Consider the following 25985-nt stretch of genomic DNA (forward strand, 5'->3'; position numbering starts at 1 on the left):
CCCGGCCGCCCACTCCCGACTTAGAGTTCGTTCTGAATGCGCTTGTAGCCGGCCACCAGTTGCCGGTTGGTGAGGGCCACATCCTCCGAGAAGCTGGAGGCGTCCGCCGTCACCGTCTCGATCCGCGACAGGTCCGTGGCGGAGTGGATGTTGCTGGTGGAGGGGATGTAGAAGCCCTCGGGCACCTGGCAGTCCTCCACCACCGAGTTGTGCCGGATCACCGATCCTGCCCCGACGGTGCAGTTGAACAGCACCGTGTTGAAACCGATGAAGACCCGGTGGCCCACATGACAGGGACCGTGGATGATGGAGCGGTGGGCGATGGAGGTGTGCTCGCCGATCTCCACGCGGGCGCCGGACTTGGAATGGATCACCACGCCGTCCTGGATGTTGGAGTTGTCCCCGATGACGATGGGTTCCAGGCCGCCGTCGGCGTCCAGTTCGTCGGCGCGGATGACCGCGTAGGGACCGATGAAGACATTCTCCCCCACCTGCACCTTGCCGCAGAGGATGGCGGTGGGGTCGATGAAGGCGGATTCCGCCACGACGGGCAGGTGGCCGGTGGGGTTCTTGCGGATCAAGGCAGGGTGTCCTTTGGTCGCTTCGCGAAGGGTGCGCCATCCTGCCATGCCCATTGCGATACGGCAATCGCTGGGCAATCCCGGGGCCGGGGGGATCGATTCAGCCCCCGCCGCCGGCCTCCTCCTCCAGGGAGGCGCGAATGCCCGCCTCCATGCGGGGGTAGCGCAGTTGCACCCCCAGGTCCGTCAGTACCCGGGCCGAGCGCACGCTGCGGGACTCCCGCAGGAAGGAGAGCATCATGGGGCTGAGGTGGCCCTCGGCCTCGGCCATGCCCATGCAGGGGGGATGGGGCAGGCCCGCGGCGTCCGCCACCGCCTGGAAGTAGGCGGTCATGGAACGGTGGTCGCCGTCCCCCACGTTGTAGGTCTCCCCGCCGGGGCCATGGTCCAGGGCCGCGGCGCACAGGGCCACCAGGTCGTCCACGTGGATGCGGTTGCCGGGTCCGGCCTCCTCGGGCCGGATCAGCGGCTGTTTGGCGCGAATGGCATGCAGCGGTAGCCGCCCGGGTCCGTAGATCCCGGGGACCCTCAGCACCACCACCGGCACCCCCGTCTCCCCTTCCAACGCCCGCAACTGCCCCTCTGCGTCCAGGCGGCGACGGGCCCGGTCCGTGGCCGGCGCCGGCGGCGTCAGGTCATCCACGCTGGCCCCTTCGCGGTCGCCGTAGACCCCGGTGGTGCTCAGGTAGACGATGCGCTCGGGCGGGTTGCGGCGGCAGGCCGCGGCAAGACCCTGGGTACGGGGATCCCTGTCGCCGTGGCTCGGGGGCGGCACGCTATGCAGCACCAGGGCCCCCATGAGGGGGATCGAGTCCAGACCCTCCCCCGTGTCCAGATCCGCTTGCAGGGTCTCGATCCCCCGGGTGCGCAGTGCCTCGGCGCGGTGGGCGCTGCGCACCACCGCCAGGACCCGCCGTCCCCCGGCCTGCAGGGTCCGGGCCAGACGTTCCCCCACATAGCCGCAACCCATGATGACCACCGGTGTCATGCCCGCATCTCCTGAAGGTTCGTGAAACCCCACTCTAGAAGGCCGGGCCCTTTGCCGGCAAGGCGGGCGGACACCAGGGGGGGGGCGGAAAAAAGAAAAGCCCCCGGGGTGAGCCGGGGGCTTTTCGTCGTGCGGGCCGCGGGACCCGGCCGTGGCCGGGTCCTGTGCCCGGACCTCAGGCGCCGGAGAGCCGGGGCTGGGTCAGCTTGCCGCGGGTGCGGACCTTGCCCTTGCGGCCGCTCTGGGCCGGAAGGCTCTGGGCCTGTTCCTCCTCGGCCTTGGGGGCCGAGGGGATGGCGGGTTCCCGCACGCCGCCGTCCACGGCCACCTGCAGACCCTTGCGGTAGGCGTCCTGGGCCAGCTTTTCCTCACCCAGCTGCTCCAGCAGCTCGCCCAGCTCGCGGTAGGCCTCGGCGTTGGGACGTGCCGCCACACTGGACTCCAGGTAGCCCCGGGCCTTGCCCCAGGCCTTGGCCAGCTTGCACAGGCGGCCGAGGGTGAGCAACAGCACGGGATCGCGGCGGTGATCCCGCAGCCAGCCCTCCGCCACGCCGATGGCGCGGTTGGCGTCGTTCACCGACAGCAGGCCGTAGAGGTAGACCAGCTTCTCGTTCCAGCGCCCCTTGATGGCGGTGCGCAGGACGGCCTCGGCGCGGTCGTGCTCGTTGAGCCGGATGAGGGCGCGGGCATAGGGCTCCACCAGTTCGTGGCGGTTGCGGGAGGTCTTGGGCAGGTTCACCCACAGGCCCTCCAGCTTGGCCAGTTCGCCGGCCTCGGCCAGTTCCTGGGCACGGCTGGCGAAGGCCTCCGTCTCCATCCGGTCCAGGGTCTCGTTGTCCAAGGCGCGGGCCTTGCGCAGGTCCGGCAGGACCGCCAGCAGGGAAGCGCTGTCTCCGGTCTCCTGGTACAGGCGGGCGCGCAGGCGCAGGAGCTGGGGATGGTTGGGGGCGATGTCGGTCAGGTGGCGCAGGGCGCTGGTGGCCTGGGGGTATTCTCCATTATCCAGCTGCAGTTCCGCCTGGGTGAGTCCCACGGCCACGTCGGACCCGGTCTCCGACTGGGCGGCCTGACGCAGGTAGTCATCGCGGCGGTCGGTGGCCCCCTGCATCTGCGCGGCGCGGGCCGCGGACAGGTAGTTGAGCATGGGGGAGTCCCCGCGGCGGGCGGATTGCACCAGCAGCTTTTCGGCCTTGTTCCAGCGGCCTTCGGTCATCTCCGCCATCCCCAGGGCCAGGCCCCGCTGGCAGACCATGGCCTTCTTCTGCTGACGCCGGGCGCTCATGGTGCTGGGCAGGCCGAACAGCCCCACCAGGAAACGGATGATGCCGTAGGCCAGCAGCAGCACCACCACCATGGCGGCGATATAGAAGGCCAGGCTGGTCTCGAGGCTCATGTCGCCGTAGGCGAACAGGACATAGCCGGGCTCTTCCATGAACATGAGGGTGCCCACCGCCGATGCGATGAGGACCAGGAAGATCACGATCAACGATTTCATGGCTTATCCCTCCACCTGAACGAGCAGTTCGTAGGACTTGCCAATATCCGGCTGCTCGGCCCGCAGTTCACGCTTCTGCAGGTCTTCCAGGCGCTTCATCAGCGGGGCCACCGGTTCGGAGGCAAAGTATTCCACCAGCAGTTCCCGGGCGCTTTCCAGGTTGTCGCGGTAGTCCTCCTGGTCGTAGCGCAGGGCCGCCAGACGGGCCGACTCGATGCGCAGGGCCAGGACCTGGCGCATGAACAGTTCGGTGTCGGCATCGGGCATGGAACGCACCACCTGCTGGTGCTGGCGCACGGTGATGTGCTCGTTCAGCTCGTTGAGCACCTGGTAGTAGGCGCGCTCCCACCAGGCGGCATCGCCTCCGGGTTCGCCCAGGGCCACCATCTGGCTGCCCTGGTCGTTGTCGGGCTGCTTCAGGGGCAGGGGTTTGAGTTCGGCGGAGACCTCCTCCAGGGCCTGGACGATTTCGTCCACCTGGTTGCCTTCATAGGCTTTGAGGGCCTGCCGTTCCCGGGCGATGGCGTCGCGCACGTCACCGAAGCGCGGATCGCCCATCTCCTTGAGCATCTCGTCGGCGGCGGCCAGGGCGGCCATGGCCCCTTCAGCATCGTTCATGAAGTCCATGCGGTGCTGGGCGATGCGCAGCAGGTAGCCCACCTCGGAGACCTTCCACTCCCGTTCGGGGCGGTCGGTCTGGTTCTGCAGCGAGGCGAGCCCTTGCTCCAGGGTCTCCAGGCGGCGCGCCTGGCTCTCGTTCATGCTCTGCAGCTCGGCGCGGGCCTCTTCGATGGCCGTTTCCACCTCGCTGCGCAGGTCGCGCTCCAGCTGATTCACCTGCTCCGGCAGGGCGGCGGTGCGCTCCTGCATCTCGGAGAGGTCCTTGAGGGCGCTGCTGAGGCGGTCATTGGCCTCCTCGGCCATCTGCAGGGCGTCCTTGGCGGTGGAGGAGGCGTTCATGGCCACCCCCAGGGCGAGGACCACGGCAACGCCCCCCACCACCAGCGGCAGCTTGCCGCCGCGGCCGTTGCCGGAACCGCCGCCTGCCGGCGGGGTGCGGCCGGCGCCACCGCCGCCGCCCTGGCCGGAGGTGGCCGCCTTGGGCGCAGCGGCCGGCTTGGCGGACCCGGCACCGCTGCCGGCGGCGGCCTTCGGGGGGGTTGCCCCCTTGGCCGGTTCGTTGCTGCCGGACCCGCTCTTGGCCGGCTCGGTCTTCGAAGTCTCAGCTTTGTTGTCCACGGGATTAGATGCCTCGGGCTTTGGGGTTTGGGATGGACCGGCCCCGGCCGCGGGCGCGTTGCTCGTGCTGCCCCCGGCCGCGGCCTTTTCGGATGAGGAGGATTCGCTTGCACCGGAGGCGGGCTTGGTGCCGATCTGCCCGGAGAGCGCATCGCGATCCTTGGGATCGGCGTTGTAGGCGGCCGTGTCCTGAGCCGGAGCAGAACCCAGCGCGTCCTCGACCGGGCGCCCGCCCCCGACAGGCGCCTTGTCCTGGTTTACCGGGCCCGTGCCGGTCACCCGGGTCGCCTTCGGCTTGTTGCCGCCTTTGGCTCTTTGATTGGATTTCTGTCTACTCATGAGTTTGCTTCCTCTTTTCAGCCCATTTCTGCACGGCCTCCAGCATGGCCTCGTCGCTGGGGTCATCGGCCACCACTGGGGTCTGTTTGAAGCCCATCTCCCGGGCCGTGTCCACCATGCGCCCGCAGCCCACCACCAGGGGCGTGCTGCATAGCCGTTGCCGCCCCGCCTCGCCCATCATCTCGTACAGGTTGCGCAGGGCCTCGCTGCTCGTGATGGCGATCACATGCCCGTCTCCCTGCGACCACAGCCGCAGCACAGGACCGGGGTCGACGTCGGGCCGTCCGCGCCGGTAGGCCTCGGCGTAGGTCACCTTGGCCCCACGAGCAGTGAGTGTAGCACCTAGCAATTCCCGTCCCCCCTCACCCCGGAAGATGACGACCGGACGGTCCGCCACGTCCTGCAGTTGTGGCTGTTCCAGCAGGGCCTCGCTGTCGAAGCGGGCCGGCGGACAGATGTCCGCACGGTAGCCCAGTCTCTCCAGGGCCAGGGCCGTCTTGCGGCCCACGGTGGCCAGTTTCAGGCCCGGCGGCAGCTTGCCCCGCCGGGCATGGATGCGGCCGATGGCACGGTGGACCGCATTGGGACTGATGAAGATGGCGATCCTGTAGCCATCCAGACGGTCGATGACGGCATCCAGGGCTGCAAGGTCCGCGGGGTCCTGGATCTCCAGGGCGGGGAAGCGCAGCGCCCGCCCCCCGGCCGTCTCCACCAGACGGCAGAAGCCCTCCGCCTGGTGCGCCGGGCGCGTGACCAGGACCGTCACCCCCTGCAATGGGGCGGGGGCCGCCTGTCCGTGGATTGTCGCCCTGGATCCCGCAGCACTCATGGCATCGTTCAGTCGCCTGAAGGCGGTTGTACCGGATTGAGTCCCAGGTCGCGGAGGATGCGGTCCGCCCCTTCGCGCAAGAGCTGTTCCGCCAGGGCCACGCCGATCTCGGCGGCCTGTTCCTGCGGCCCCTCCAGGCTGGCGCGATGCACCAGGGAACCGTCCGGCTCGCCCACCAGGCCGCGCATGTACAGGCTGCCGTCCTCACGCAGCACGGCGTAGCCGCCGATGGGCACCTGGCAGCCGCCGTTGAGGCGGGCGTTGAAGGCGCGCTCGGCGGTGACGCGCACGAGGGTGTCCGGGTCGTTGAGGGGCGAGATGAGTTCCATGACCTCGGGGTCGTTGGCGCGGCACTCGATGCCGATGGCCCCCTGGCCGATGGCGGGCAGGCTCTCGTCCGCGTCCAGCACGCGGGTGATGCGCTCGCCGAAACCCAGGCGCTTGAGCCCGGCCGAGGCCAGCAGGATGGCGTCGTAGACGCCGTTGTCCAGCTTGGACAGACGCGTGTTCACGTTGCCGCGCAGGTCCAGTACCTGGAAGCCGGGGAAGCGGGCGCGCAACTGGCTCTGGCGGCGCAGGCTGGAGGTGCCCACACGGGCGTTCTCCGGCAGGTCCTCCAGGCAGCTGTACTGATTGGAGACGAAGGCGTCGTGGGGATCCTCCCGGTCCAGGACCACCGGCAGTTCCAGGCCCTCGGGCAGTTCCATGGGCACGTCCTTCATGGAATGCACGGCGATGTCCGCGGTGCCGTCCATGAGGGCGGTCTCCAGTTCCTTCACGAACAGGCCCTTGCCGCCCACCTTGGCCAGGGGGGTGTCCAGCATCACGTCCCCCTGGGTGGTCATCTTCACCAGGGTGATCTGTACGTCGGGGAACAGGGCCTTGACCCGGCGGGCCACCTCCTCGGTCTGCCATACGGCGAGGGGGCTCTTGCGGGTGGCGATCTTCAATTCAGTCTTGGGCATGGGCGGGTGATGGCTCGTGAAAGAATGACCCTATTGGGGATTCGCGGTATCGTACAACGCAACCATACATTATGTCTGCCTTTCAACACACGGGGCAGACGGGGCTGTGTCAACTTTTGTTGACCCAGGCCGGGTCTCCGGCCTTCGGTCGGGTTCCCTTGCCGGGGATCAGAGGCTCTTGAGGAAGCGGCGCACCTCGGCCACGTGGCGGCGGCTCACCTCCAGGCGCTCTTCGCTGCCCTTGAGCACCACCTCGAACCCCCCGTGGTCCCGCCTCTCCATGCCGCTGAAGCGGTCGCGGGCCACCAGGGCATTGCGGTGGATGCGCAGAAAACGGTCGCCGAACTCCTCCTCCAGGGCCTTGAGGGGCTCCTCGATGAGCACCTCGCCGCCGTCGTGGCGCACCGTGACGTATTTCTGGTCGGCCTGGAAGTAGTGCACGCTCTCCACCGGGATCAGCTCCAGGTTGCCCCGCACCCGGGCGCAGATGTGGCTGCGGGCCGTCTCCTCGCGGGTGGACTGGTTCAACCCCTCCAGCTGCGCCCGGTTGGGGCGCTGGGCCTTCTCCAGGGCGCTGCGCAGGCGTTCCTCGCGCACGGGCTTGAGCAGGTAGTCCACCGCCTGGGCCTCGAAGGCCTCGATGGCATGGGTCTCGTAGGCGGTGACGAAGAGGATGGCCGGCGGGGTCTCCATCTGCGCCATGTGACGCGCCGCCTCGAGACCGTCCATGCCCGGCATGCGGATGTCCATGAGCACGATCTCCGGATGGGTCTGCGCGGCCACGCGCACCGCCTCCACGCCGTTGGCCGCCTCCCCCGCCACCTCATACTCCGGCAGGGCGCGCAACAGGGTGGCCAGGCGTTCGCGGGCCGGCTGTTCATCATCGACGATGAGGACCTTCATGACGTTCTCCTCGGGACCAGGATGTCCACGCGGTAGTGGTCCGCGGACTGGGTGGTCTCCATGCGCGCCCGGCCGCGGTAGGCCAGGGCCAGGCGCTGGCGGATGCTCTCCTGGGCAAAACGGTTGCCCGGGCGCCTGCGCCGGTGTTCCTGGGAGGGCATGGGGTTCTCCACGGTGATGCGCAGCATCTCCCCGGCCTGACGCAGGGCCACCGTCACCGTACCCCCCTCGGTGCTGGGTTCGATGCCGTGATAGACGGAGTTCTCCACCAGGGGCTGGAGGATGAGGCTGGGCACGGGATGATCCGGCGACAGCCGCTCATCCACATCCCAGTGCACCTGCAGCCGCTCCCCCAGGCGCAGGGCCTCGATGCGCAGGTACTGCCGGGCCAGGGCGATCTCCTCCGAGAGGGTGCCCGTCTCCCGGCTGGAGAGGGTGGCGCGGAACAGGTCCGCCAGGTCCATCACCGTGGATTCGGCCACCTCCGGGCGGCTGCGGGTGAGGTTGGCGATGGTGTTCATGCTGTTGAAGAGGAAGTGGGGGCGGATGCGCGCCTGCAGGGCCTGCACCCGGGAGCGGGCCTCCGCCTCCACGTTGTGCTGCCACTGCTTCTGTACATAGAGGTAACGCAGGGCCACGGCGCTGACGATGGCGCCGATGGCGAGGGTGCGCAGCAAAAACTCCTCGTGACTGAGGCCGCTGCCCAGGGTCTCCCAGCCCCAGAGGCGGCCCATGCCCAGGGCCAGGAGGGTGAACACCAGGATCACGGCCTGGATGATGAGCCAGGTGCCCGCCGCCGCTACGAAGGGGCCCAGCCGGTCCAGGAAACGGCGCGCCAGGCACAGCACCAGCCCCGTGCCCAGGGCCACCCATTGCACGAACAGGGACACCAGGGCCAGGTTGACCCAGAAGCCCTGTTGCGGCGGGTTGGAGGAGAGGGCCACCAGGAAGGCCAGCAGCTGGGCGATGAGCACCACGAGGAAGAAGGTGCGACCCTCGCAGAAATTGGGGAGGAAGATCGCCTGTCCCCCGGGGTCGACATGGGGGTGTTCCTGGGTCTTGTGCTGGCCGGTCCTCATGCTGCGCGCGCCGCCTCTTTCCCGCCGTGGGCGGGCCTGTTGAGGTTGGGTTGCCGGGTGCCCGCGCCCCGGGTGTGCCAATGGTATACTAAACGATTCACGAGCAAAGACGCAGACGGGTCATGAATTCAAAGGCATCACAGGACAAACCCTGGGGCGGGCGCTTCTCGGAACCCACGGACCGTTTCGTCGAGGCCTTCACCGCCTCGGTGGACTTCGACCGCCGCCTCTACCGCCACGACATCGAGGGCTCCATGGCCCATGCCCGCATGCTCGCCCGGGTGGGGGTGCTCACCGATGCGGAGTGCCGGCAGATCCTGGAGGGACTGGAACTGGTGCGCGCGGAGATCGAGTCCGGGGACTTCGACTGGTCCGTGTCCCTTGAGGACGTGCACATGAACGTGGAGGCGCGGCTCACCCAGCGCATCGGCGACGTGGGCAAGAAGCTGCACACCGGCCGCTCCCGCAACGACCAGGTGGCCACCGACATCCGCCTCTACCTGCGCGAGGCCATCGACGACCTCATGGCCGAGCTGCGTCGCCTGCAGCGGGGGCTTTTGGACCTGGCCGAACGCGAGGCGGCGACGGTGATGCCCGGCTTCACCCACCTGCAGACCGCGCAGCCCGTCACCTTCGGCCACCACATGATGGCCTGGTTCGAGATGCTGGAGCGGGACCACGCCCGTCTTGGCGACTGCCGCCGCCGGGTCAACGTGCTGCCCCTGGGCTCCGCCGCCCTGGCGGGCACCCCTTACCCCCTGGACCGGCACTACACCGCCGAACTACTGGGCTTTGATGCCGTCTCCGACAACTCCCTGGACGCGGTGAGTGACCGCGACTTCGCCATCGAGTTCTGCGCCGCCGGGGCCCTGATCATGACCCACCTCTCCCGCTTCTCCGAGGAGCTGGTGCTCTGGGCCAGCGCCCAGTTCGGTTTCGTGGACCTGCCGGACCGCTTCTGCACCGGCTCCTCCATCATGCCGCAGAAGAAGAACCCCGACGTGCCCGAGCTGGTGCGGGGCAAGACCGGCCGGGTCAACGGCAACCTGGTGTCCCTGCTCACCCTCATGAAGGCCCAGCCCCTGGCCTACAACAAGGACAACCAGGAGGACAAGGAACCCCTGTTCGATACCGTGGACACCCTGGCCGGCAGCCTGCGGGCCTTTGCCGACATGGTGCCCCATATCCAGGTGCGGGCCGCGGCCATGGAGGAGGCCACGCGCAAGGGATTCGCCACCGCCACCGACCTGGCGGACTACCTGGTGCGCAAGGGCATGGCCTTTCGCGACGCCCACGAGGTGGTGGGCCGGGCGGTGCGCCACGGCCTGGAGACCGGCCGCGACCTGGGGGAAATGGAGTTGGAGGAACTGCGCCGCTTCTCCACCACCATCGAAGCGGACGTCTTCGACGTGCTCACCCTGCAGGGCTCCCTGGCGGCCCGCAACGTGCACGGCGGCACCGCCCCCGACCAGGTGCGCGCGCGCATCCAGGAGGCCCGGGCCCGCATCGGCACGGGCTGAACCACGACGCCCCGGGGCGTCTGTGCTATGGTGGCCCCGGGGCCCCGCGGCCCCGGCAGGACAACGACAAGATCCGAAAAAGATCGACAGGACCCGGCAGGGTCCGCCGCCCCCGCGGTAGCGGACCGCCCGGCGGCGGGCGCATCGGCGCCACCGCCGGGTACGGAGGAGGAGTGCATGTCGCCGCAATCGGTACTGGTGGTGGACGATGAGCCCAATATCGTCCTATCGCTGGAGTTCCTGATGAAGCAGGCGGGCTTCGACGTGCGCGTCGCCCGGGACGGCGACAGCGCCCTGGAGGCCGTGCGCCAGCAGCCGCCGCAGGTGATCCTGCTGGACGTGATGCTGCCCCGGCGGGACGGCTACGAGGTCTGCCAGACCATCCGCGCCAATCCCGAATGGCGCGACGTGCGCATCCTCATGCTCACCGCCAAGGGCCGCCAGATCGAGAGGGAAAAGGGCCTGGCCATGGGGGCGGACGACTACATCACCAAGCCCTTCTCCACCCGCGAGGTGGTGGAGCGTGTGCGCGCCTACATGCCCCAGGGCGAGACCTGACCCCCCATCCCCCGGTGGATAGACGCCTGCCCATCCCCCTTGCCCTGGCCCTCGTGGTGGTCTTTGGCTACGGCGCCATGGTGGCGGTGGCCAACTGGGATCTCCTGGCCCGGGGCCTGCCGCCCCGAGACCTGTTCGGGGCCCCGCTCCTGGGGACCCTGGCCCTGCTCCCCCCGGTGGCCCTGTGCGCCTGGCTCATTCGCCGCCACGTGCGCCGGCCCGCCCGCATCCTGGCCCGGGACGTGCGCGCCCTGCTGGAATCCCGCACCGCCGATACCGAGATCCACCCGCCCCGGGGCCATGCCCTGGGCGACCTGCCGGCCGCCGTGCAGGCCCTGGGCGACGGCCTCAAGGGCTCCCGCCGGGAGATCCGCAGCGCCATGGCCACCGCCACCGCCCAGATCAACGAACAGAAGAGCTGGCTGGAGACCATCCTCCAGGGCCTGGCCGAGGGGGTGGTGGTGTGCAACCGCCGTCACCAGATCCTGCTCTACAACCCCGCCGCCGTAAGCCTCCTGGAGGCCCCGGAGGCGGTGGGCCTGGGCCGGCCCCTGTTCGACGTGGTCTCCCGCGCACCGGTGCTCCACACCCTGGAGCGCCTGGAATGGCGCCGCCGGCAGGCGGATGCGGGGGCGGAGCCCAGCGCCCGCTTCGTCTGCACCAATGCCCTGGCGACGCGGGTGCTGCAGGGCCGCATGTCCCTGATCCTGGACGGGGGCGGGCAGACCAGCGCCTATCTCCTCACCCTGGTGGACATCTCCAGCGAGGTGGACACCATGCAGCAGGTGGACGCGGTGCGCCGCGCCCTCACCACCGACCTGCGCGGCGCCGTGGGCAACCTGCGGGCCGCCGCCGAGACTCTGGACGCCCATCCCCACATGTCCCAGGAGGACCGCCGCGCCTTCCAGCAGGTGCTGCGCAGCGAGAGCGAGACCCTGAGCACGCGCCTGGAGGAACTGGCGGAGCGCTTCCGTGGGCACGCCCTGGGCCGCTTCCCCATGTCCGACCTGTACAGCGATGACCTGTTGGAGGGGGTGCGCCAGCGCCTGCGCGACGACCTGCCCGATGTGACCCTGGAGATGGCGGGCCAGCCCCTCTGGATCCAGGGGGACAGCCTCTCCCTGGTGCGGGCCCTGGAGTGCCTGCTGCGCCACCTGGTGCGTCACACCGGGGCCCGGCACTATGGCGCGCAGACCCTCCTGGGGGACCGCCGCGTCTACCTGGACCTCACCTGGCGGGGGCCCGCCGTGCCGGCGGCGCAGCTGGAACGCTGGCTGGACTCCGAGTGCGGCGACGAGATGGGGGGGCAGACCCTGCGGGACGTGCTGGAGCGCCACGGCATCGAACTCTGGAGCCAGGCCTGCGACGACGGCGAGCATGCCCTGCTGCGCCTGCCCATGATCCCCCCCAGCCGGCCCCAGTTCCAGGCCGAGGGGTCGCGGCTGCCGCCGCGGCCGGAGTTCTACGACTTCGGCCTCATGCGCGAGCACGAGGGGGACCCGCAGCGGGCGGCCATCCCCCTGGAGGACCTGAGCTTCGTGGTCTTCGACTGCGAGATGACCGGGCTCAACCCCATGGGCGGGGACGAGATCATCTCCATCGCCGGGGTGCGGGTGGTCAAGGGCCGGGTGCTCACCGGCGAGACCTTCGAGCAGCTCATCCATCCGGGCCGCCCCATCCCCCCCAGTTCCATTCGCTTCCACGGCATCACCGACCAGCAGGTGCAGGGCCAGCCCGACATCACCCAGGTCCTGCCCCGGTTCAAGCGTTTCGTCGGGGATGCCGTCATGGTGGCCCACAACGCCGCCTTCGACATGAAGTTCATCAGCCTCAAGGAGCCGGACTGCGGCGTGCGCTTCGACAACCCGGTGCTGGACACCCTGCTGCTGTCGGTGATGGTGGAGGACGAGAACGAGGACCATTCCCTGGATGCCCTCATCGCCCGCTATGGCATCGAGATCGAGGGCCGCCACACCGCCCTGGGGGATGCCGTGGCCACCGCCCACCTGCTGGTGCGCCTCATGGAGCGCCTGCGCGCCCAAGGCTATCGCACCTTCGGCGAGGTGATGCGCTCCTCCAGCATGGCCGCCCAGTTGCGCCAGCGGGAGCGCAGCCTGGCCCTGCAGGACGGGCGCGGCCCGGCGGTGGGGTTCTGAGGTCATGGCCGGGGCCCGCGGCAACGGCTCCGGCAACGGGCGGCGCCCCCCCGCCAGCGGCGCCCGGGAGCGCTATGTGGCCGCCTTCCTGTTGGGCTGGGTGCTGTTCTTCCCGCCCCTGCTGGTGGTCTTCGACACCGCCGCGCGGCCGGCGGGGATCCCGCTGCTGTTTTGCTATCTCTACGGAGCCTGGCTGGCGCTGATCCTGGTGATCGCCTGGATCGCCCTGGGTTCCGTGCACGGCGAGGACGGGGAGGAGGCCCCGGGCCCCGCGGAGCGGGAGCCATGAACACCGCCATGGTGGCGGGGGTGTCCCTGGTCTACCTGCTGGCCATGTTCGCCATCGCCTTCTGGGGGGACCGGCGATCGGGACGCGAGGGGGGCATCATGCAGAGCCCCTACGTCTACGCCCTGTCCATCGCCGTCTACTGCACCTCCTGGACCTTCTATGGCAGCGTCGGCCTGGCGGCGGAGCAGGGGGTGCACTACCTGCCCATCTATCTCGGCCCCACCCTCATGGCGGCCCTGTGGTGGATCGTGCTGCGCAAGATGGTGCGCATCTCCAAGATCAACCGCATCACCTCCATCGCCGATTTCATCGCCTCGCGCCACGGCAAGCGGCCCCTCTTGGGGGGACTGGTGGCGGCCATCGCCCTGGTGGGGCTGGTGCCCTACATCGCCCTGCAGCTCAAGGCCGTGTCCATCACCTTTTCCGTCATGGTGGACCACCCGGTGGCGGCGGATGCCCTGGTGGGCAACGGCGCCTTCTACACCGACGAGGCCTTCTACGCCGCCCTCATCCTGGCGATCTTCGCCATCCTCTTCGGCACCCGCCATGTGGACGCCTCGGAACACCACTCGGGCATGGTGGCGGCCATCGCCTTCGAATCCCTGGTGAAGCTGGTGGCCTTCCTGCTGGCCGGGGCCGTGATCACCTTCGTGCTCTTCTCCGGGCCGGCGGATCTGTTCGACCAGGCCGCGGACCATGCCCGGCTTGCGCAGCTGTTCCACATGGGCAGTCCCGGGGACTATGGCCACTGGATCGCCCTCACCCTGGTGTCCATGGTGGCCATCCTGGCCCTGCCCCGCCAGTTCCAGGTGGCGGTGGTGGAGAACGTGCGCGAGCGCCACGTGCGCGACGCCGCCTGGCTCTTCCCTTTGTACCTGTTCGCCATCAACCTGTTCGTGCTGCCCATCGCCTTCGCCGGGGTGCTGCTGCTGGAGGATTCCGGCATCCACCCGGACACCTATGTCCTCGCCCTGCCCCTGTCCCGGGACTGGACCGCCCTGGCGCTGGTGGTCTTTCTGGGGGGGCTGTCGGCGGCCACCGCCATGATCGTGGAGACGGTGGCCCTGGCCACCATGCTGGGCAACGACCTGATCATGCCCGCCCTGCTGCGCCTGCGCTGGCTGCGCCTGGACCGGCGCACCGACCTCACCCGCCTGGTGCTGCGCATCCGCCGTGCCGCCATCCTGGGGGTGATCCTGCTGGGCTATGTCTACATCCGCGCCACCGGCGATTCCCTGGCCCTGGTGGGCATGGGGCTGGTGTCGTTCTGCGCCGTGGCCCAGTTCGCCCCCGCCCTCCTGGGGGGCATCTTCTGGAAGGGGGCCACGCGCCAGGGGGCCCTGGCGGGCATGGCCGCGGGGTTCACCGTCTGGGCCTATACCCTGTTCCTGCCCACCCTGGCCCATGCCGGCTGGGTGCCCGGGAGCTTCGTCGCCGACGGCCCCCTGGGCCTGGCCTGGCTGCGGCCCCATGCCCTGTTCGGGCTGGAGGGCCTGGCGCCGGTGACCCACGCCCTGGTGTGGTCCATGCTGGTGAACCTGGGGGCCTACGTGGGGGTGTCCCTGCTCAGCCAGCAGGATGCCATCGAGCGCATCCAGGCCAGCCTGTTCGTGGACGTGTTCCGCCTGTCGGCGGGGCGCTACGGCATCTCCCGCTTCTGGCGCGGTTCGGCCACGGTGGACGACCTCTTCGACCTGCTGCGCCGTTTCATCGGCGAGGCCCGGGCGCGTCGGGCCTTCGATGAATACGCCCGCCGCCATGGGGTGGACCTGTCCCGCACCCGGGACGCCGACGCCGAACTGGTGCACCTGTGCGAGCGCCTGCTGGCGGGCTCCGTGGGCACGGCCTCGGCGCGGGTGCTGGTGTCCAACGTGGCCCAGGGGGAGGTGGTGAGCCTGGACGAGGTGATGGAGATCCTGGACGAGGCCAGCCAGGTCATCGCCTACAGCCAGAAGCTGGAGGCCAAGTCCCGGGAGCTGGAGGCGGCCACCCGGGAACTGCGCGCCGCCAATGCCCAGCTGCAGCAACTGGACCGCATGAAGGACGACTTCATCGCCACCGTCACCCACGAGCTGCGTACCCCCCTCACCTCCATCCGCTCCTTCACCGAGATCCTCCACGACCACCCGGACCTGGACCCCGAGCGGCGCCAGGCCTTTCTGGGCATCATCATCAGCGAGAGCGAGCGCCTCACCCGGCTCATCAACCAGGTGCTGGACCTGGCCAAGCTGGAGTCCGGGGCCATGCGCTGGTACCCTGAGTCCTGGGACCTGAAGCGTATCCTGCAGGACGCCGCCGAGGCCACGGGCCAGCTGTTCGCGAACAAGGGCGTACGCCTGGATCTGGAACTGCCCGCAGGTCCGGTGCCCTACAACACCGACCGGGACCGGCTCATGCAGGTGATCATCAACCTGCTCTCCAACGCGGTGAAATTCGCCCCCGAGGGCACGGGGCGGGTGCGCCTGCGCCTCGTCCAGGAGGCGGACGTCCTGCGGGTGGAGGTGGAGGACAACGGCCCGGGCATCCCCGAGGCGGAGGCCCCCCACCTGTTCCAGAAGTTCCGCCAGGTGGGGGACGTGCTCACCGACCGCCCCCCGGGCACCGGCCTGGGGCTGGTGATCTGCCGGCGCATCGTGGAGCACCTGGGGGGGCGTATCTGGGTGGACCCGCGCCCCGGTGAAGGCGCGCGCTTCGCCTTCACCCTGCCCCGGGAGGCCTCCCCCGCGGGCGGGGAGGGGGTGTCGAAGGGGGCCGGCTGAGTTTACCGGGCATCGCCGCTGCCCATGGGCACATAAAGGCCCCCGGTCCACTCAAACGCCTGGCTTATGCGGGCGTGCCGTCAGGTCAATGCCAAGCGCGCGCATCACGGCCAGCATGGTTTTCAGCGTCGGGTTACCTTGCTCACTGAAAGAGCGATAAAGCTGCTCACGGGAAAGACCGGTCTCCCGGGCAAGTTCGCTCATGCCCTTGGCGCGTGCGACAACGCCCATCGCCTTGGCGATGTAGGCAGAATCTCCGGTTTCCAGCGCATCCGCCAGAAATACCGCAATGGCCTCTTCGCTTTCCAGCGCTGCCGCTGGATCGTAGTCGAAAACCTTGTCCGTCATAACACCTCCCATTCTGAGGCAAGACGCTTTGCTGTCTCGATATCGCGCTGCTGCGTACTCTTGTCACCACCGCAAAGAAGAATCATGATTTCGCCGCCGCGAAGCTTGAAGTAGATTCGATACCCGGGGCCATGATGTATCCGCAGCTCGCTGATGCCTTGCCCTACAGGCCGCACATCGCCTGGCAAGCCATTGGCGAGACGGAAGATACGCGCCGCGATCAACGCCTTGGCGCGTTGATCGCGGAGTTTGCGCTCCCATTTGTGATAGGTGTCGGTCTGTTTGATTTCGAGCACGGGAAATCGATGAATTGTAGTCTATAAACTACATATGATCAATGACTGCCTCTCCACCGGGCACGCCTGAGGCTGATGATCATTTGGCCATCGTCGAATACCCGGAAGGGCCTCAGCCTGGGAGCAAGGGGGTGAGCCATGCCCCCAGGTCGCGCACCTCGTCGCCGCAGACGCTGTGGGGCATGGGGTACTCGTGCCACTGCAGGTCCACCCCCAGGGCCTGCAGGGCCCGGGCCGAGCGGCGGCCGAAGTCCACCGGGATCACCGCATCCATGCTGCCGTGGGCCATGAACACGGGCAGCCCCCGGGTCCGCTGTGCCAGGGCGATGCCTGCCTTGTCCGCGTCGGGCAGGTAGGTGGACAGGGCAAAGACGGCATCGGGGGCCGGCCCTTCCCCCAGGCCCGCCAGCAGGGCCACGGCCCCGCCCTGGGAGAACCCCCCCAGGATCACCCGCTGGTGTTCGCCGCGGGCCCGGGCCACCAGTTCCTGGATCAGGGCCACGGTCTCCCCCACCTGGGCATGGTCCTCGCCCCGGCCCGGGTCCAGGGCCCGGAAGTCGTACCAGGCCCGCATGGCCATGCCGTTGTTGAGGGTCACCGGCCGCACCGGGGCATGGGGGAAGACGAAGCGCACGGCGGCCCCCGGCGGCAGGGGCAACTCCGGCACGATGGGCTCGAAGTCGTGGCCGTCGGCCCCCAGGCCGTGGAGCCAGAGGATGCAGGTGTCGGGGTGGGCGCCGGTGTCGACGATCACGGATTCCAGGGGTGAGGTGTCCATGGGGCTACAGGGATCTCCGCAGGATGGGTGAATGCCCGGCATTCTACGGCTCGGGCCCGGGTCCCCGCCAAGCCGCCCGCGCGGCGCCCCCCGGTCCTGTCCCCTGCCCGTATGCCCGCCGCGGCCAAATCCGCTATCCTGAGGACCCGAAACGGGGTGCGGGGGAGCGGTCGCCGCCGGGCCGTGTCCTCCCCCGCGCGGTCCCGGACCCGTACAACGCCGATCAAGCCTGGAGGGCACGATGTCCCAGTTCAAAGGTTACTTCCCCATGGTCCGTCCCCGTCGCATGCGGCGGGATGAGTTCTCCCGCCGGCTGATGCGGGAGAACCTGCTCACCCCCGACGATTTCATCTACCCGGTGTTCGTCCTGGAGGGCCAGGGCCAGCGGGAGCCGGTGCCCTCCATGCCCGGGGTGGAACGCCTCTCCATCGACCTGCTGGTGGAGGAGGCCCGCGCCGCCGCCCGCCTGGGCATCCCCGCCATGGCCCTGTTCCCCGTGACCCCCGCCGGCAAGAAGACCGAGGACGCCGCCGAGGCCTATAACCCCGACGGCCTGGCCCAGAACGCGGTGCGCGCCCTCAAGGACGCCGTGCCGGAGATGGGGGTGATCACCGACGTGGCCCTGGACCCCTTCACCATCCACGGGCAGGACGGCCTCATCGACGAGACCGGCTACGTGCTCAATGACGAGACCGTGGAGGTGCTCACCCAGCAGGCCCTGTCCCACGCCGAGGCCGGTGCCGACGTGGTGGCCCCCTCGGACATGATGGACGGACGCATCGGTGCCATCCGCGAGGCCCTGGAGGAAGGCGGGCACATCCACACCCGCATCCTGGCCTATTCCGCCAAGTACGCCTCCAGCTTCTACGGCCCCTTCCGCGATGCCGTGGGCTCCGCCGCCAACCTGGGGGCCGGCAACAAGTACACCTACCAGATGGACCCCCACAACTCCGACGAGGCCCTGCAGGAGGTGGCCATGGACCTGGAGGAAGGGGCCGACATGGTCATGATCAAGCCCGGCATGCCCTACCTGGACATCGTGCGCCGGGTGAAGGAGACCTTCGGCGTGCCCACCTTCGCCTACCATGTGAGCGGTGAGTACGCCATGCTCAAGGCGGCGGGCCAGAACGGCTGGATCGACGAGAAGGCCTGCGTGCTGGAGGCCCTCACCTGCATGAAGCGCGCCGGGGCGGACGGCATCCTCACCTACTACGCCCGTCAGGCCCTGGAGTGGATGGACTGAAGGCCCATGGCTCAGGACCGCTACGCCGTCCTTGGCAACCCCATCGGCCATAGCAAGTCCCCCCTCATCCATGGCCTGTTCGCCCGCCAGACGGGGCAGGCCATGGACTACGAGGCGGTGCTGGCCCCGGAAGACGGCTTCGCCGACACCGTGCGCGATCTGGTGGCGCGGGGCTACCGGGGCTTCAACGTCACCGTGCCCTTCAAGCGCCAGGCCTTTGATCTGGCCGATACCCTCGCCCCCCGTGCCCGGCGCGCGGGGGCGGTGAACACCCTCATGGTGGAGGGCGGGCGCCTGGCAGGGGACAACACCGACGGGGCGGGCCTGGTGACCGACCTGACGCGCAACCTGGATCAGGACCTGGCCGGGCGCCGGGTCCTGTTGCTGGGGGCCGGGGGCGCGGCCCGGGGCGTGCTCCAGCCCCTGCTGCAGGCGGGGGTCGGCGCGCTGCACATCGCCAACCGCACCGCCGCCCGGGCGCGGGATCTGGCGGCGGATTTCGCCGACCTGGGGGCGGTCACCGGCGGCGGCCTGGAGGATCTGGCCGGGGGGCAATACGATCTGGTGATCAACGCCACCGCCGCCGGCCTGGGCGACCAGGTCCCGCCCCTGCCCGATGACCTGCTGGCCCCCGGGGCCGGCTGCTATGACATGATGTACGGCGACACCCCCACGGCCTTCGTGCGCTGGGGCCGGGACCACGGTGCCGCCTGGACCGCCGACGGCCTGGGCATGCTGGTGGAACAGGCCGCCGAGTCCTTCCGCCTCTGGCGCGGCTGCCGGCCGGACACCGCCCCGGTGCGGGCGCAGCTGAGGCCCGGTGGATGAACGCCGCGTCCGTCCCCGCGGGGCGGGGGTACCCTTTTCCCATTCCCTTCCCAATGAGGTTGGTCCCATGCGTTTCATGATCCCGTCCCTCATCGTCGCCGCCGCCGTGGCCCTGGCCGGCTGCACCACCCTGGACCCCTACACCCGGGAGGAGAAGGTGAGCAACGCCACCAAGGGGGCCGCCATCGGGGCCATCGGCGGCGCCGTGGTGGGTAGCCTCAGCGGCGACCACGACCGCACCCAGCGCGCCATGATCGGCGCCGGCATCGGCGCCCTGGCCGGCGGCGCCGTGGGCAACTACATGGACCGTCAGGAGATGGAGCTGCGCCAGCAGCTGGAGGGCACCGGCGTGAGCGTCACCCGCGTGGGGAACAACGTGGTGTTGAACATGCCCGGCAACATCACCTTCGACGTGGACCGGGCGGAGGTGAAGGCCCGGTTCTACGACGTGCTGGACTCCGTGGCCGTGGTGGCGAAGAAGTACGAGAAGACCGCCATCCAGGTGGCGGGGCACACCGACAGCACCGGCAGCGTGGACTACAACATGGACCTCTCCCGCCGCCGCGCCGAGAGCGTGGCCCGCTACCTGGAGAGCCGGGGGGTGGCGCCGGTGCGCCTGGAAACCGTAGGCTTCGGCCCCCACCGTCCGGTGGCCGGCAACGATACCGCCCGGGGGCGCGCCCTCAACCGCCGCGTGGAGCTGACCTTCGTGCCCCTGACCCGCTGATCCCCGGGGCCCCTCAGACCTTCCTGGAAGCCCGGGGCCCGTCCGGCATGGCGCCCCTTGAGCTGTAGGATCCGGGCATGGGGAAGATCGCCTCATCCCGGGGCCCGGCAGGGCCCACGGGGGCTTCGTGGCGTGGGCGCCGGGTTTGGCAGGGCGTCCCCGGCGCGCTAGGCTCTGATAGACTCGATCCGTTCCTGCGCGGCGCCGGGAGACCGGGGACCGCCGGGTGCGGAGCATCCATCCCCAGCATTGGCCCCGATGCCGTGAATACCGAGACCGCCGACTACGCCAAGGGAGTGCGAGCCAGGCTGATCCAGTACGCCCTGCTGGCGCGGCTGCACCGCCCCATTGGCACCCTGCTGCTGCTCTGGCCCACCCTCTGGGCCCTGTGGATCGCCGCCGAAGGGCCGCCGGACCCCCTCATCCTGGGGGTGTTCGTGGGGGGCGTCTTCCTCATGCGGGCCGCCGGCTGCGCCATGAACGACTTCGCCGACCGGCACATCGACGGCCGCGTGCAGCGCACCCGGGACCGCCCCCTGGCCTGCCGGCGGGTGCGCCCGGCGGAGGCGGTGGCGGTGGCCATGGTGCTGGCCTTCCTCGCCTTCTGCCTGGTGCTGCTCACTAACCCCCTCACCGTGGCCCTGTCGGTGGTGGGGGTGCTGCTGGCCGGCACCTACCCCTTCATGAAGCGCTACCATCACCTGCCCCAGGTGCACCTGGGCATGGCCTTCGGCTGGGGCGCCCCCATGGCCTTCGCCGCCCAGACCGGCGCCCTGCCCCCGCCCGTGGGCTGGCTCATCTTCTGCATCACCATCCTCTGGGCCACCGCCTACGACACCATGTATGCCATGGTGGACCGGGCGGATGACCTGAAGATCGGGGTCAAGTCCAGCGCCATCCTCTTCGGCGAGGCGGACCGGGGCATCATCGGCGCCCTGCAGGCCCTGGTGCTCCTGGGGCTGGTGCTCCTGGGGCAGCAGGCGGGGTTGGGGCTGTGGTACCACCTGGGCCTGACGCTGGCCGCCGCACTGGCCCTCTATCAGCAGTACCTCATCCACGACCGCATGCCCGCGGATTGCTTCCGGGCCTTTCTGAACAACAACTGGTTCGGCGCCGCGGTGTTTCTGGGCCTGTTGGCGGACTACGCCCTTTGACATCCTCCCCGGCTTGAACGGCGGGGCTTTACTGTACGGCGCGTCCGGGAACCGGCCGCTGGGGGCCGGAACACCCTACTCCGGCGGCGCAGCCCGCGGCCCGCACCGTGCTTCACGCCCGCGCCGCCACCCACACCTCCACGCGACGCACCCCCGACGCCTTCAGCCGGCGGGCCAGCTCGTCCAGGGTGGAGCCGGTGGTCATGACATCGTCCACCAGCAGCACATGCCCCGGGGCGAAGCCTGCCCGCACCGCGAAGGCCCCGCGCAGGTTGTGCCGCCTGCGGGCGGCGGACAGGGTCTGTTGCGGCGGGGTGGCCCGGGTGCGGCGCACCGCATCCGGCACCAGGGGGACCTGCAGGGCCTGCGCCAGGGGGCGGGCCAGTTCCGCCGCCTGGTTGAACCCCCGCTGCGCCAGGCGGTGGCGGTGCAGGGGGACCGGCAGGATGCAGTCGGGGGGCTGCGCCCCGGGGAGCAGTTGCCCGGCCATGAGCCGGGCCAGCAGCCGGCCGTGGTTGAGGCGCCCGCGGAACTTGAAGCGGGCGATCCAGGTATCCACGGGCCACTGGTAGCGCAGGGCCGCCCGGGCGGCGTCGAAGGCGGGCGGGTGCCGCAGGCAGTCCCCGCAAATGGGGCCTGCGGCGGCGGGCAGGGGGCGGGCGCAGCGCTGGCAGGCAGGCCCGGCCAGGGGCAACTCCCGGGCGCAGTCGGGACACAGGTCCATCCCCCCCTGCCCCGGCGCGCCGCAGCACAGGCACAGCGGCGGGTAGAGGGTCTCCACGAGGGCGCCGCCGATGCGGGACCACAAGGGATGGGGCATGGTTTACCTCCCTGTCACCATGGCCTGTATTGCGTTATATTGCCGCTGCCCCGGGACGTCTCAGCGGCTATCCGGCCCGGGATCGGGCACACAGTGTCCGGCCTATCGCGGCGAAGCCGCCGGGCGGTCGCCCCCTTCTTCCCGCCGGAGTCGTTCCGGTCCCGGATCCAGGGGCGCATGGCCGCCGCGATCATCCTCCCCGTCTTGCGCCATCCTGCGCATGGGACGGGGACACTGGCAAGACCTGGCTATCCCCAAGGAGCCTGAACATGGCTGAACTCCGTCACGACTGGGCGGTGGACGAGATCCTCCACCTCCTGGAGCGCCCCTTCAACGACCTGCTGTTCGAGGCCCACACGGTGCACCGGGCCCACTTCGATCCCAATGAGATCCAGGTGAGCCGCCTGCTCTCCATCAAGACCGGGGCCTGCTCGGAGGACTGCGGCTACTGCTCCCAGAGCGCCCACCACCATGCCGAGGTGGAGCCCGAGCGCCTGATGTCGGTGGAGGAGGTGCTGGAGGAGGCGCGCAAGGCCAAGGCGGAGGGGGCCACCCGCTTCTGCATGGGGGCCGCCTGGCGCAACCCCACGGACAAGAACCTGGACAAGGTGATCGAGATGGTCCGGGGCGTGCGCGAACTGGGCCTGGAGACCTGCATGACCCTGGGCATGCTTACCGAGATGCAGGCCCGCCGGCTGAAGGAATCCGGCCTGGACTACTACAACCACAACCTGGACACCTCGCCGGAATACTACGGCCAGGTGATCACCACCCGCACCTACCAGGACCGCCTGGAGACCCTGGCCCATGTGCGCGACGCCGGCATCAACGTCTGCTCCGGCGGCATCCTGGGCATGGGCGAATCCCGCCGCGACCGCGCCAGCCTGCTGCAGCAGCTGGCCAACCTCCCGCGCCATCCGGAGTCCGTGCCCATCAACAACCTGGTGCGGGTGGAAGGCACGCCCCTGGCCGAGAGCGAACCCATCGACCCCCTGGAGTTCGTGCGCATCGTCGCTGCCACGCGCATCCTCATGCCCCGCTCCCATGTACGCCTCTCCGCCGGGCGCAGCGAGATGAGCGACGAGATGCAGGCCCTGTGCTTCTTCGCCGGCGCCAACTCCATCTTCTACGGCGAGAAGCTGCTCACCACCGACAACGCCACCGAGAACCACGACGACCAGCTCATGCGCCGCCTGGGCCTGCGCACCCGCAGCCTGCAGGATCAGGAGAGCGACGCCGCCTGAGGCCGCTGCCGTGCGCGATCTGGCCGCCGAACTGGCGCAGCGCCGTGCCGGGGACCGCTACCGTAGCCGGCGCGTGCTGGAGGGCCCCCAGGCCCCCCGGCAGACGGTGGACGGCCGCTCGCTGCTGGCCTTCTGCAGCAACGACTACCTGGGGCTGGCCGCCCATCCGCGCCTGGTGGCGGCCCTGAAGCGCGGCGCCGAACGCTACGGCGTCGGCGCCGGGGCGGCCCACCTGGTGAACGGCCACAGCCGCGCCCACCACGCCCTGGAAGAGGAACTGGCCGCCTTCACCGGACGCGAGCGCGCCCTGCTCTTCTCCACCGGCTACATGGCCAACCTGGGGGTGGCCCAGGCCCTGCTCGGACGGGGCGACCACCTGCTGCAGGACCGCCTCAACCACGCCTCCCTCATCGATGCCGCCGCTGTCTGCGGCGCGCGCCTGCGCCGCTATCGCCACGGCGATGATCAGGACCTGGCCCGGTGCCTGGCGGCCCTGGAGGGGGACGGGCGCGAGATCCTGGTGAGCACCGATGGCGTCTTCTCCATGGACGGCGACCTGGCGCCGCTGCCCGCCCTGGCGGAGCGGGCCGCCGCCGCCAGGGCCTGGCTCATGGTGGATGACGCCCACGCTCTTGGCGTCCTCGGCGCCACCGGCGCGGGCACTCTGGAACACCTGGGTCTGGATGCGCGGCGGGTGCCCGTCCTCATGGGCACCCTGGGCAAGGCCCTGGGCACCGCCGGGGCCTTCGTGGCCGGCTCCGAGGCCCTCATCGAGACCCTGATCCAGTCGGCCCGCACCTACATCTACACCACCGCCATGCCCGCCCCGGTGGCCGAGGCCGCCCGCGAGGCCCTGCGGGTGCTGGTCGACGAGCCCGAGCGCCGCGCCCGGCTGCACGCCCACGTGCACCGCTTCCGCAGCGGGGCGGCGCAGCTGGGACTGGCGCTCATGCCCAGCCAGACCCCCATCCAGCCGGTCCTCGTGGGGGACGCCGGGCGTGCCGTGGACCTCAGCCGGCGCCTGCTGCAGGCGGGATTTTTGGTGCCCGCCATCCGCCCCCCCACGGTCCCCGAGGGGGGTGCGCGCCTGCGGGTGACCCTGAGCGCGGCCCATGACGAGGATGAGGTGGACCGGCTCCTGGAGGCCCTGGGGGGGCTGCATCCCTGACCCCGCCGGTCGCCCCGGATCCCGACCTGGGGCAAAAAACCCCACGAACGAGCTTGTCATTGGGTCTTCCCGCCCCCCAAAATCGGTTGACTGCGCTCCTGTGGCCCAGCCCCAGTTACCGGGAAATGGTCCGAACCCGAGAACAACCGGCCCCGTTCCCGGATGACACCCAATCCGACGGAGGGATGTTCAGATGGTGGAAGCAATCCTTGTCCTGATCTTTGCTGGCACCGCGGTGATGTTCTACAGCTACTACAACGCCCGGGTCGCCCTGCCCCCGCCCCATTCCGGATGCTATGAGAAGCGCGAGCGGCTGCTCTCGGATACGGAGGCCCAGGTGCTCCAGGCCCTGGAGGCCGAGTACGGCAACGAGCGCCGCGTGCTCCCCAAGGTCAACGCCCAGGATGTGGTGGCCGTGAAGCCCACCCCCGACCAGCCCCTGATGGAGGCGGCGGAGGAACGCATCCGGCACGAACAGTTCGATTTCGTCCTCTGCGGCAAGGATGCCTTCGATGTCTCCTGCGCCGTGCGCTGCCGCAGCGGCGAGCGCAAGGGGCAGGTGCATGACCCCGACCGCTTCCTGGCGGAGGTCTGCGAGCACCTGGAACTGCCCCTGGCCCGGATCCGCACCGACCAGCCCATCACCCAGGCCCGGGTGAAGGCCCGGGTGGACGAGGCCTTCCGGGAGGTACAGGAACGGGCCGAGGCGCGCAAGGCGAAACAGGCCGCAAAGGCCACAAAGGCAGCGAAGGCCGCCCAGGGCACCACGGGGACCGCCACCGCTGGGGGCGCGGCCAAGAAGGCCCCGGCCGCCACCGGCGCCGCCGCCCAGGGTACGGATGGCGGCAGTCCAGCCGCGGCGGCCCCCGCCAGCGGGGGCACGGGCGGCGATGCCAAGGCGGGCAAGGCCGCGGACGAGACCACTGCCCCTGCCGGGGCCGCCCCGGAGAAGGCGGCATCCGCCCCCGCGACTCCCTCCTCCACCCCCTCGTCTTCGACCGCTTCGTCGGCCGGACCTGCGGGTTCCTCCGGTACCGGGGCCTGATCCCCTGCGGGCGGGGCCTTTCGGGTCCGGGGGCTTCCCGGACCTGAAAGGCCTTGACGATTCATGTATACTGTGTCCTCCGAAGCGTAGAGTATGCGGTCGGCCCCGGGTGCCGCCCTTCCTCCTCCCTCGAGCCGAAGGCACCCCAGGACAGGCCCGCGTGTCCCCGGGCCATCCATCCGTACCCCGCACCGGGCCACCGCAGGCGCGGCCCGCTCGCACCCCGGAGATCCCCGGTGGCGCGGTTGCATGGTGCCGGCCGACATTCCGATTCACCCCAAAGCAGGACCCGGGCCGAGGCACAACGGACCCGATCCGGGCCCCAGAGAGGTATTGATATGGCGAAGAAAGAAGATCTCATCGAGATGGAAGGCACCGTCACCGACGTGATGCCCGACCAGCGTTTCAAGGTGGAACTGGACAACGGCGTGCATGTGCAGGCCTATGCCTCCGGCAAGATGCGCCGCTACCGCATCCGCGTCGTCAGCGGTGACAAGGTGAAGCTGGAGATGTCCCCCTACGACCTCACCAAGGGCCGCATCAGCTACCGCTACAAGCACTGATCCCCCGCCCTCCCCGGCGACGGGATCGCCCCGCCCCCGGGATGGGGGTTGCCGCTGCCCCGGGTTCCCTC

The 25985-nt window shown here is 69.9% G+C and carries 25 protein-coding genes; 13 read left to right on the forward strand and 12 right to left on the reverse strand.

Features of this window, described 5'->3' with window-relative positions; genetic code table 11:
• Positions 1–20: 20 nt before the first annotated feature.
• The 8 genes from BM214_RS06140 to BM214_RS12985 all read right to left on the reverse strand — a co-directional run bounded on the left by BM214_RS06140 (position 21) and on the right by BM214_RS12985 (position 8418).
• Positions 21–581, reverse strand: coding sequence for an LbetaH domain-containing protein (locus BM214_RS06140; protein ID WP_090484580.1), 561 nt, complete (start codon positions 579–581; stop codon positions 21–23).
• Between the two features lie 100 nt (positions 582–681).
• On the reverse strand, positions 682–1569 hold the full coding sequence (locus BM214_RS06145; protein WP_090484582.1) for an SDR family oxidoreductase: 888 nt from the start codon (positions 1567–1569) through the stop codon (positions 682–684).
• 175 nt (positions 1570–1744) lie between these two features.
• Complete coding sequence (locus BM214_RS06150) at positions 1745–3064, reverse strand: heme biosynthesis HemY N-terminal domain-containing protein (RefSeq protein ID WP_090484584.1); 1320 nt, start codon at positions 3062–3064, stop codon at positions 1745–1747.
• 3 nt (positions 3065–3067) lie between these two features.
• Positions 3068–4303, reverse strand: coding sequence for a uroporphyrinogen-III C-methyltransferase (locus tag BM214_RS12380; RefSeq protein ID WP_177217599.1), 1236 nt, complete (start codon positions 4301–4303; stop codon positions 3068–3070).
• A gap of 331 nt (positions 4304–4634) precedes the next feature.
• Positions 4635–5471, reverse strand: a complete 837-nt coding sequence (locus tag BM214_RS06160; protein ID WP_090484588.1) for a uroporphyrinogen-III synthase — start codon at positions 5469–5471, stop codon at positions 4635–4637.
• An 8-nt stretch (positions 5472–5479) separates the two neighbouring features.
• On the reverse strand, positions 5480–6436 hold the full coding sequence (gene hemC, locus BM214_RS06165; protein WP_090484590.1) for a hydroxymethylbilane synthase: 957 nt from the start codon (positions 6434–6436) through the stop codon (positions 5480–5482).
• A gap of 168 nt (positions 6437–6604) precedes the next feature.
• Positions 6605–7339, reverse strand: coding sequence for a LytR/AlgR family response regulator transcription factor (locus BM214_RS06170; protein ID WP_090484592.1), 735 nt, complete (start codon positions 7337–7339; stop codon positions 6605–6607).
• A complete protein-coding gene (locus BM214_RS12985) occupies positions 7336–8418 on the reverse strand; it encodes a sensor histidine kinase (protein WP_090484594.1) in 1083 nt (360 codons plus the stop codon). The genes BM214_RS06170 and BM214_RS12985 overlap by 4 nt, the downstream gene beginning before the upstream one ends.
• Positions 8419–8540: 122 nt before the next feature.
• Between BM214_RS12985 and argH the strand changes: the two genes are divergently transcribed.
• The 5 genes from argH to BM214_RS06200 all read left to right on the forward strand — a co-directional run bounded on the left by argH (position 8541) and on the right by BM214_RS06200 (position 15700).
• Entirely contained in the window at positions 8541–9938 is a 1398-nt protein-coding gene (argH, locus tag BM214_RS06180; RefSeq protein ID WP_090484596.1) for an argininosuccinate lyase, read from the forward strand.
• A gap of 177 nt (positions 9939–10115) precedes the next feature.
• The gene (locus BM214_RS06185; RefSeq protein WP_090484598.1) at positions 10116–10496 is read left to right on the forward strand and encodes a response regulator transcription factor; all 381 of its coding nucleotides are present in this window, start codon (positions 10116–10118) and stop codon (positions 10494–10496) included.
• 14 nt (positions 10497–10510) lie between these two features.
• Complete coding sequence (locus tag BM214_RS06190; protein ID WP_090484600.1) at positions 10511–12652, forward strand: 3'-5' exonuclease; 2142 nt, start codon at positions 10511–10513, stop codon at positions 12650–12652.
• A 4-nt stretch (positions 12653–12656) separates the two neighbouring features.
• Positions 12657–12941 carry a hypothetical protein gene (locus BM214_RS06195; protein WP_090484602.1) on the forward strand — a complete coding sequence of 95 codons (285 nt, stop codon included), beginning with the start codon at positions 12657–12659 and terminating at the stop codon, positions 12939–12941.
• Positions 12938–15700, forward strand: a complete 2763-nt coding sequence (locus BM214_RS06200) for a sensor histidine kinase (protein WP_090484604.1) — start codon at positions 12938–12940, stop codon at positions 15698–15700. The genes BM214_RS06195 and BM214_RS06200 overlap by 4 nt, the downstream gene beginning before the upstream one ends.
• A 51-nt stretch (positions 15701–15751) precedes the next feature.
• Here BM214_RS06200 and BM214_RS06205 read toward each other — a convergent pair whose 3' ends face one another.
• The 3 genes from BM214_RS06205 to BM214_RS06215 all read right to left on the reverse strand — a co-directional run bounded on the left by BM214_RS06205 (position 15752) and on the right by BM214_RS06215 (position 17122).
• Entirely contained in the window at positions 15752–16048 is a 297-nt protein-coding gene (locus BM214_RS06205; RefSeq protein WP_090484606.1) for an addiction module antidote protein, read from the reverse strand.
• A complete protein-coding gene (locus BM214_RS06210; RefSeq protein ID WP_090484608.1) occupies positions 16045–16344 on the reverse strand; it encodes a type II toxin-antitoxin system RelE/ParE family toxin in 300 nt (99 codons plus the stop codon). The genes BM214_RS06205 and BM214_RS06210 overlap by 4 nt, the downstream gene beginning before the upstream one ends.
• A 112-nt stretch (positions 16345–16456) precedes the next feature.
• Positions 16457–17122 (reverse strand): alpha/beta hydrolase, encoded by a 666-nt coding sequence (locus tag BM214_RS06215; RefSeq protein ID WP_090484610.1) that lies wholly within the window; start codon positions 17120–17122, stop codon positions 16457–16459.
• Between the two features lie 241 nt (positions 17123–17363).
• Here BM214_RS06215 and hemB point away from each other — a divergent pair, with 241 nt between their 5' ends.
• The 4 genes from hemB (at position 17364) to ubiA (ending at position 21074) form a co-directional block, all read left to right on the forward strand.
• Positions 17364–18365 (forward strand): porphobilinogen synthase, encoded by a 1002-nt coding sequence (gene hemB, locus BM214_RS06220; RefSeq protein ID WP_090484612.1) that lies wholly within the window; start codon positions 17364–17366, stop codon positions 18363–18365.
• Positions 18366–18371: 6 nt separating this feature from the next.
• Entirely contained in the window at positions 18372–19193 is an 822-nt protein-coding gene (gene aroE, locus BM214_RS06225; RefSeq protein ID WP_090484614.1) for a shikimate dehydrogenase, read from the forward strand.
• A gap of 67 nt (positions 19194–19260) precedes the next feature.
• Positions 19261–19920 (forward strand): YiaD family glycine zipper/OmpA-like lipoprotein, encoded by a 660-nt coding sequence (locus BM214_RS06230; protein ID WP_090484616.1) that lies wholly within the window; start codon positions 19261–19263, stop codon positions 19918–19920.
• A gap of 263 nt (positions 19921–20183) precedes the next feature.
• On the forward strand, positions 20184–21074 hold the full coding sequence (ubiA, locus tag BM214_RS06235; RefSeq protein ID WP_244887870.1) for a 4-hydroxybenzoate octaprenyltransferase: 891 nt from the start codon (positions 20184–20186) through the stop codon (positions 21072–21074).
• Between the two features lie 112 nt (positions 21075–21186).
• Here ubiA and BM214_RS06240 read toward each other — a convergent pair whose 3' ends face one another.
• The gene (locus tag BM214_RS06240) at positions 21187–21894 is read right to left on the reverse strand and encodes a ComF family protein (protein ID WP_090484619.1); all 708 of its coding nucleotides are present in this window, start codon (positions 21892–21894) and stop codon (positions 21187–21189) included.
• Between the two features lie 269 nt (positions 21895–22163).
• Between BM214_RS06240 and bioB the strand changes: the two genes are divergently transcribed.
• From bioB to infA, 4 genes are all read left to right on the forward strand, one after another.
• Complete coding sequence (gene bioB, locus BM214_RS06250) at positions 22164–23138, forward strand: biotin synthase BioB (protein ID WP_090484624.1); 975 nt, start codon at positions 22164–22166, stop codon at positions 23136–23138.
• Positions 23139–23148: 10 nt separating this feature from the next.
• Positions 23149–24306 (forward strand): 8-amino-7-oxononanoate synthase, encoded by a 1158-nt coding sequence (gene bioF, locus BM214_RS06255; protein ID WP_090484626.1) that lies wholly within the window; start codon positions 23149–23151, stop codon positions 24304–24306.
• Between the two features lie 193 nt (positions 24307–24499).
• Entirely contained in the window at positions 24500–25351 is an 852-nt protein-coding gene (locus BM214_RS06260) for a DUF2726 domain-containing protein (RefSeq protein ID WP_090484627.1), read from the forward strand.
• 338 nt (positions 25352–25689) lie between these two features.
• Positions 25690–25914: a translation initiation factor IF-1 gene (gene infA, locus BM214_RS06265; RefSeq protein WP_090484629.1), complete on the forward strand. Its 225-nt coding sequence runs from the start codon at positions 25690–25692 to the stop codon at positions 25912–25914.
• Positions 25915–25985: the final 71 nt, after the last annotated feature.

It is taken from the genome of Ectothiorhodospira mobilis, assembly GCF_900114895.1.
Classification (GTDB): domain Bacteria; phylum Pseudomonadota; class Gammaproteobacteria; order Ectothiorhodospirales; family Ectothiorhodospiraceae; genus Ectothiorhodospira; species Ectothiorhodospira mobilis_A.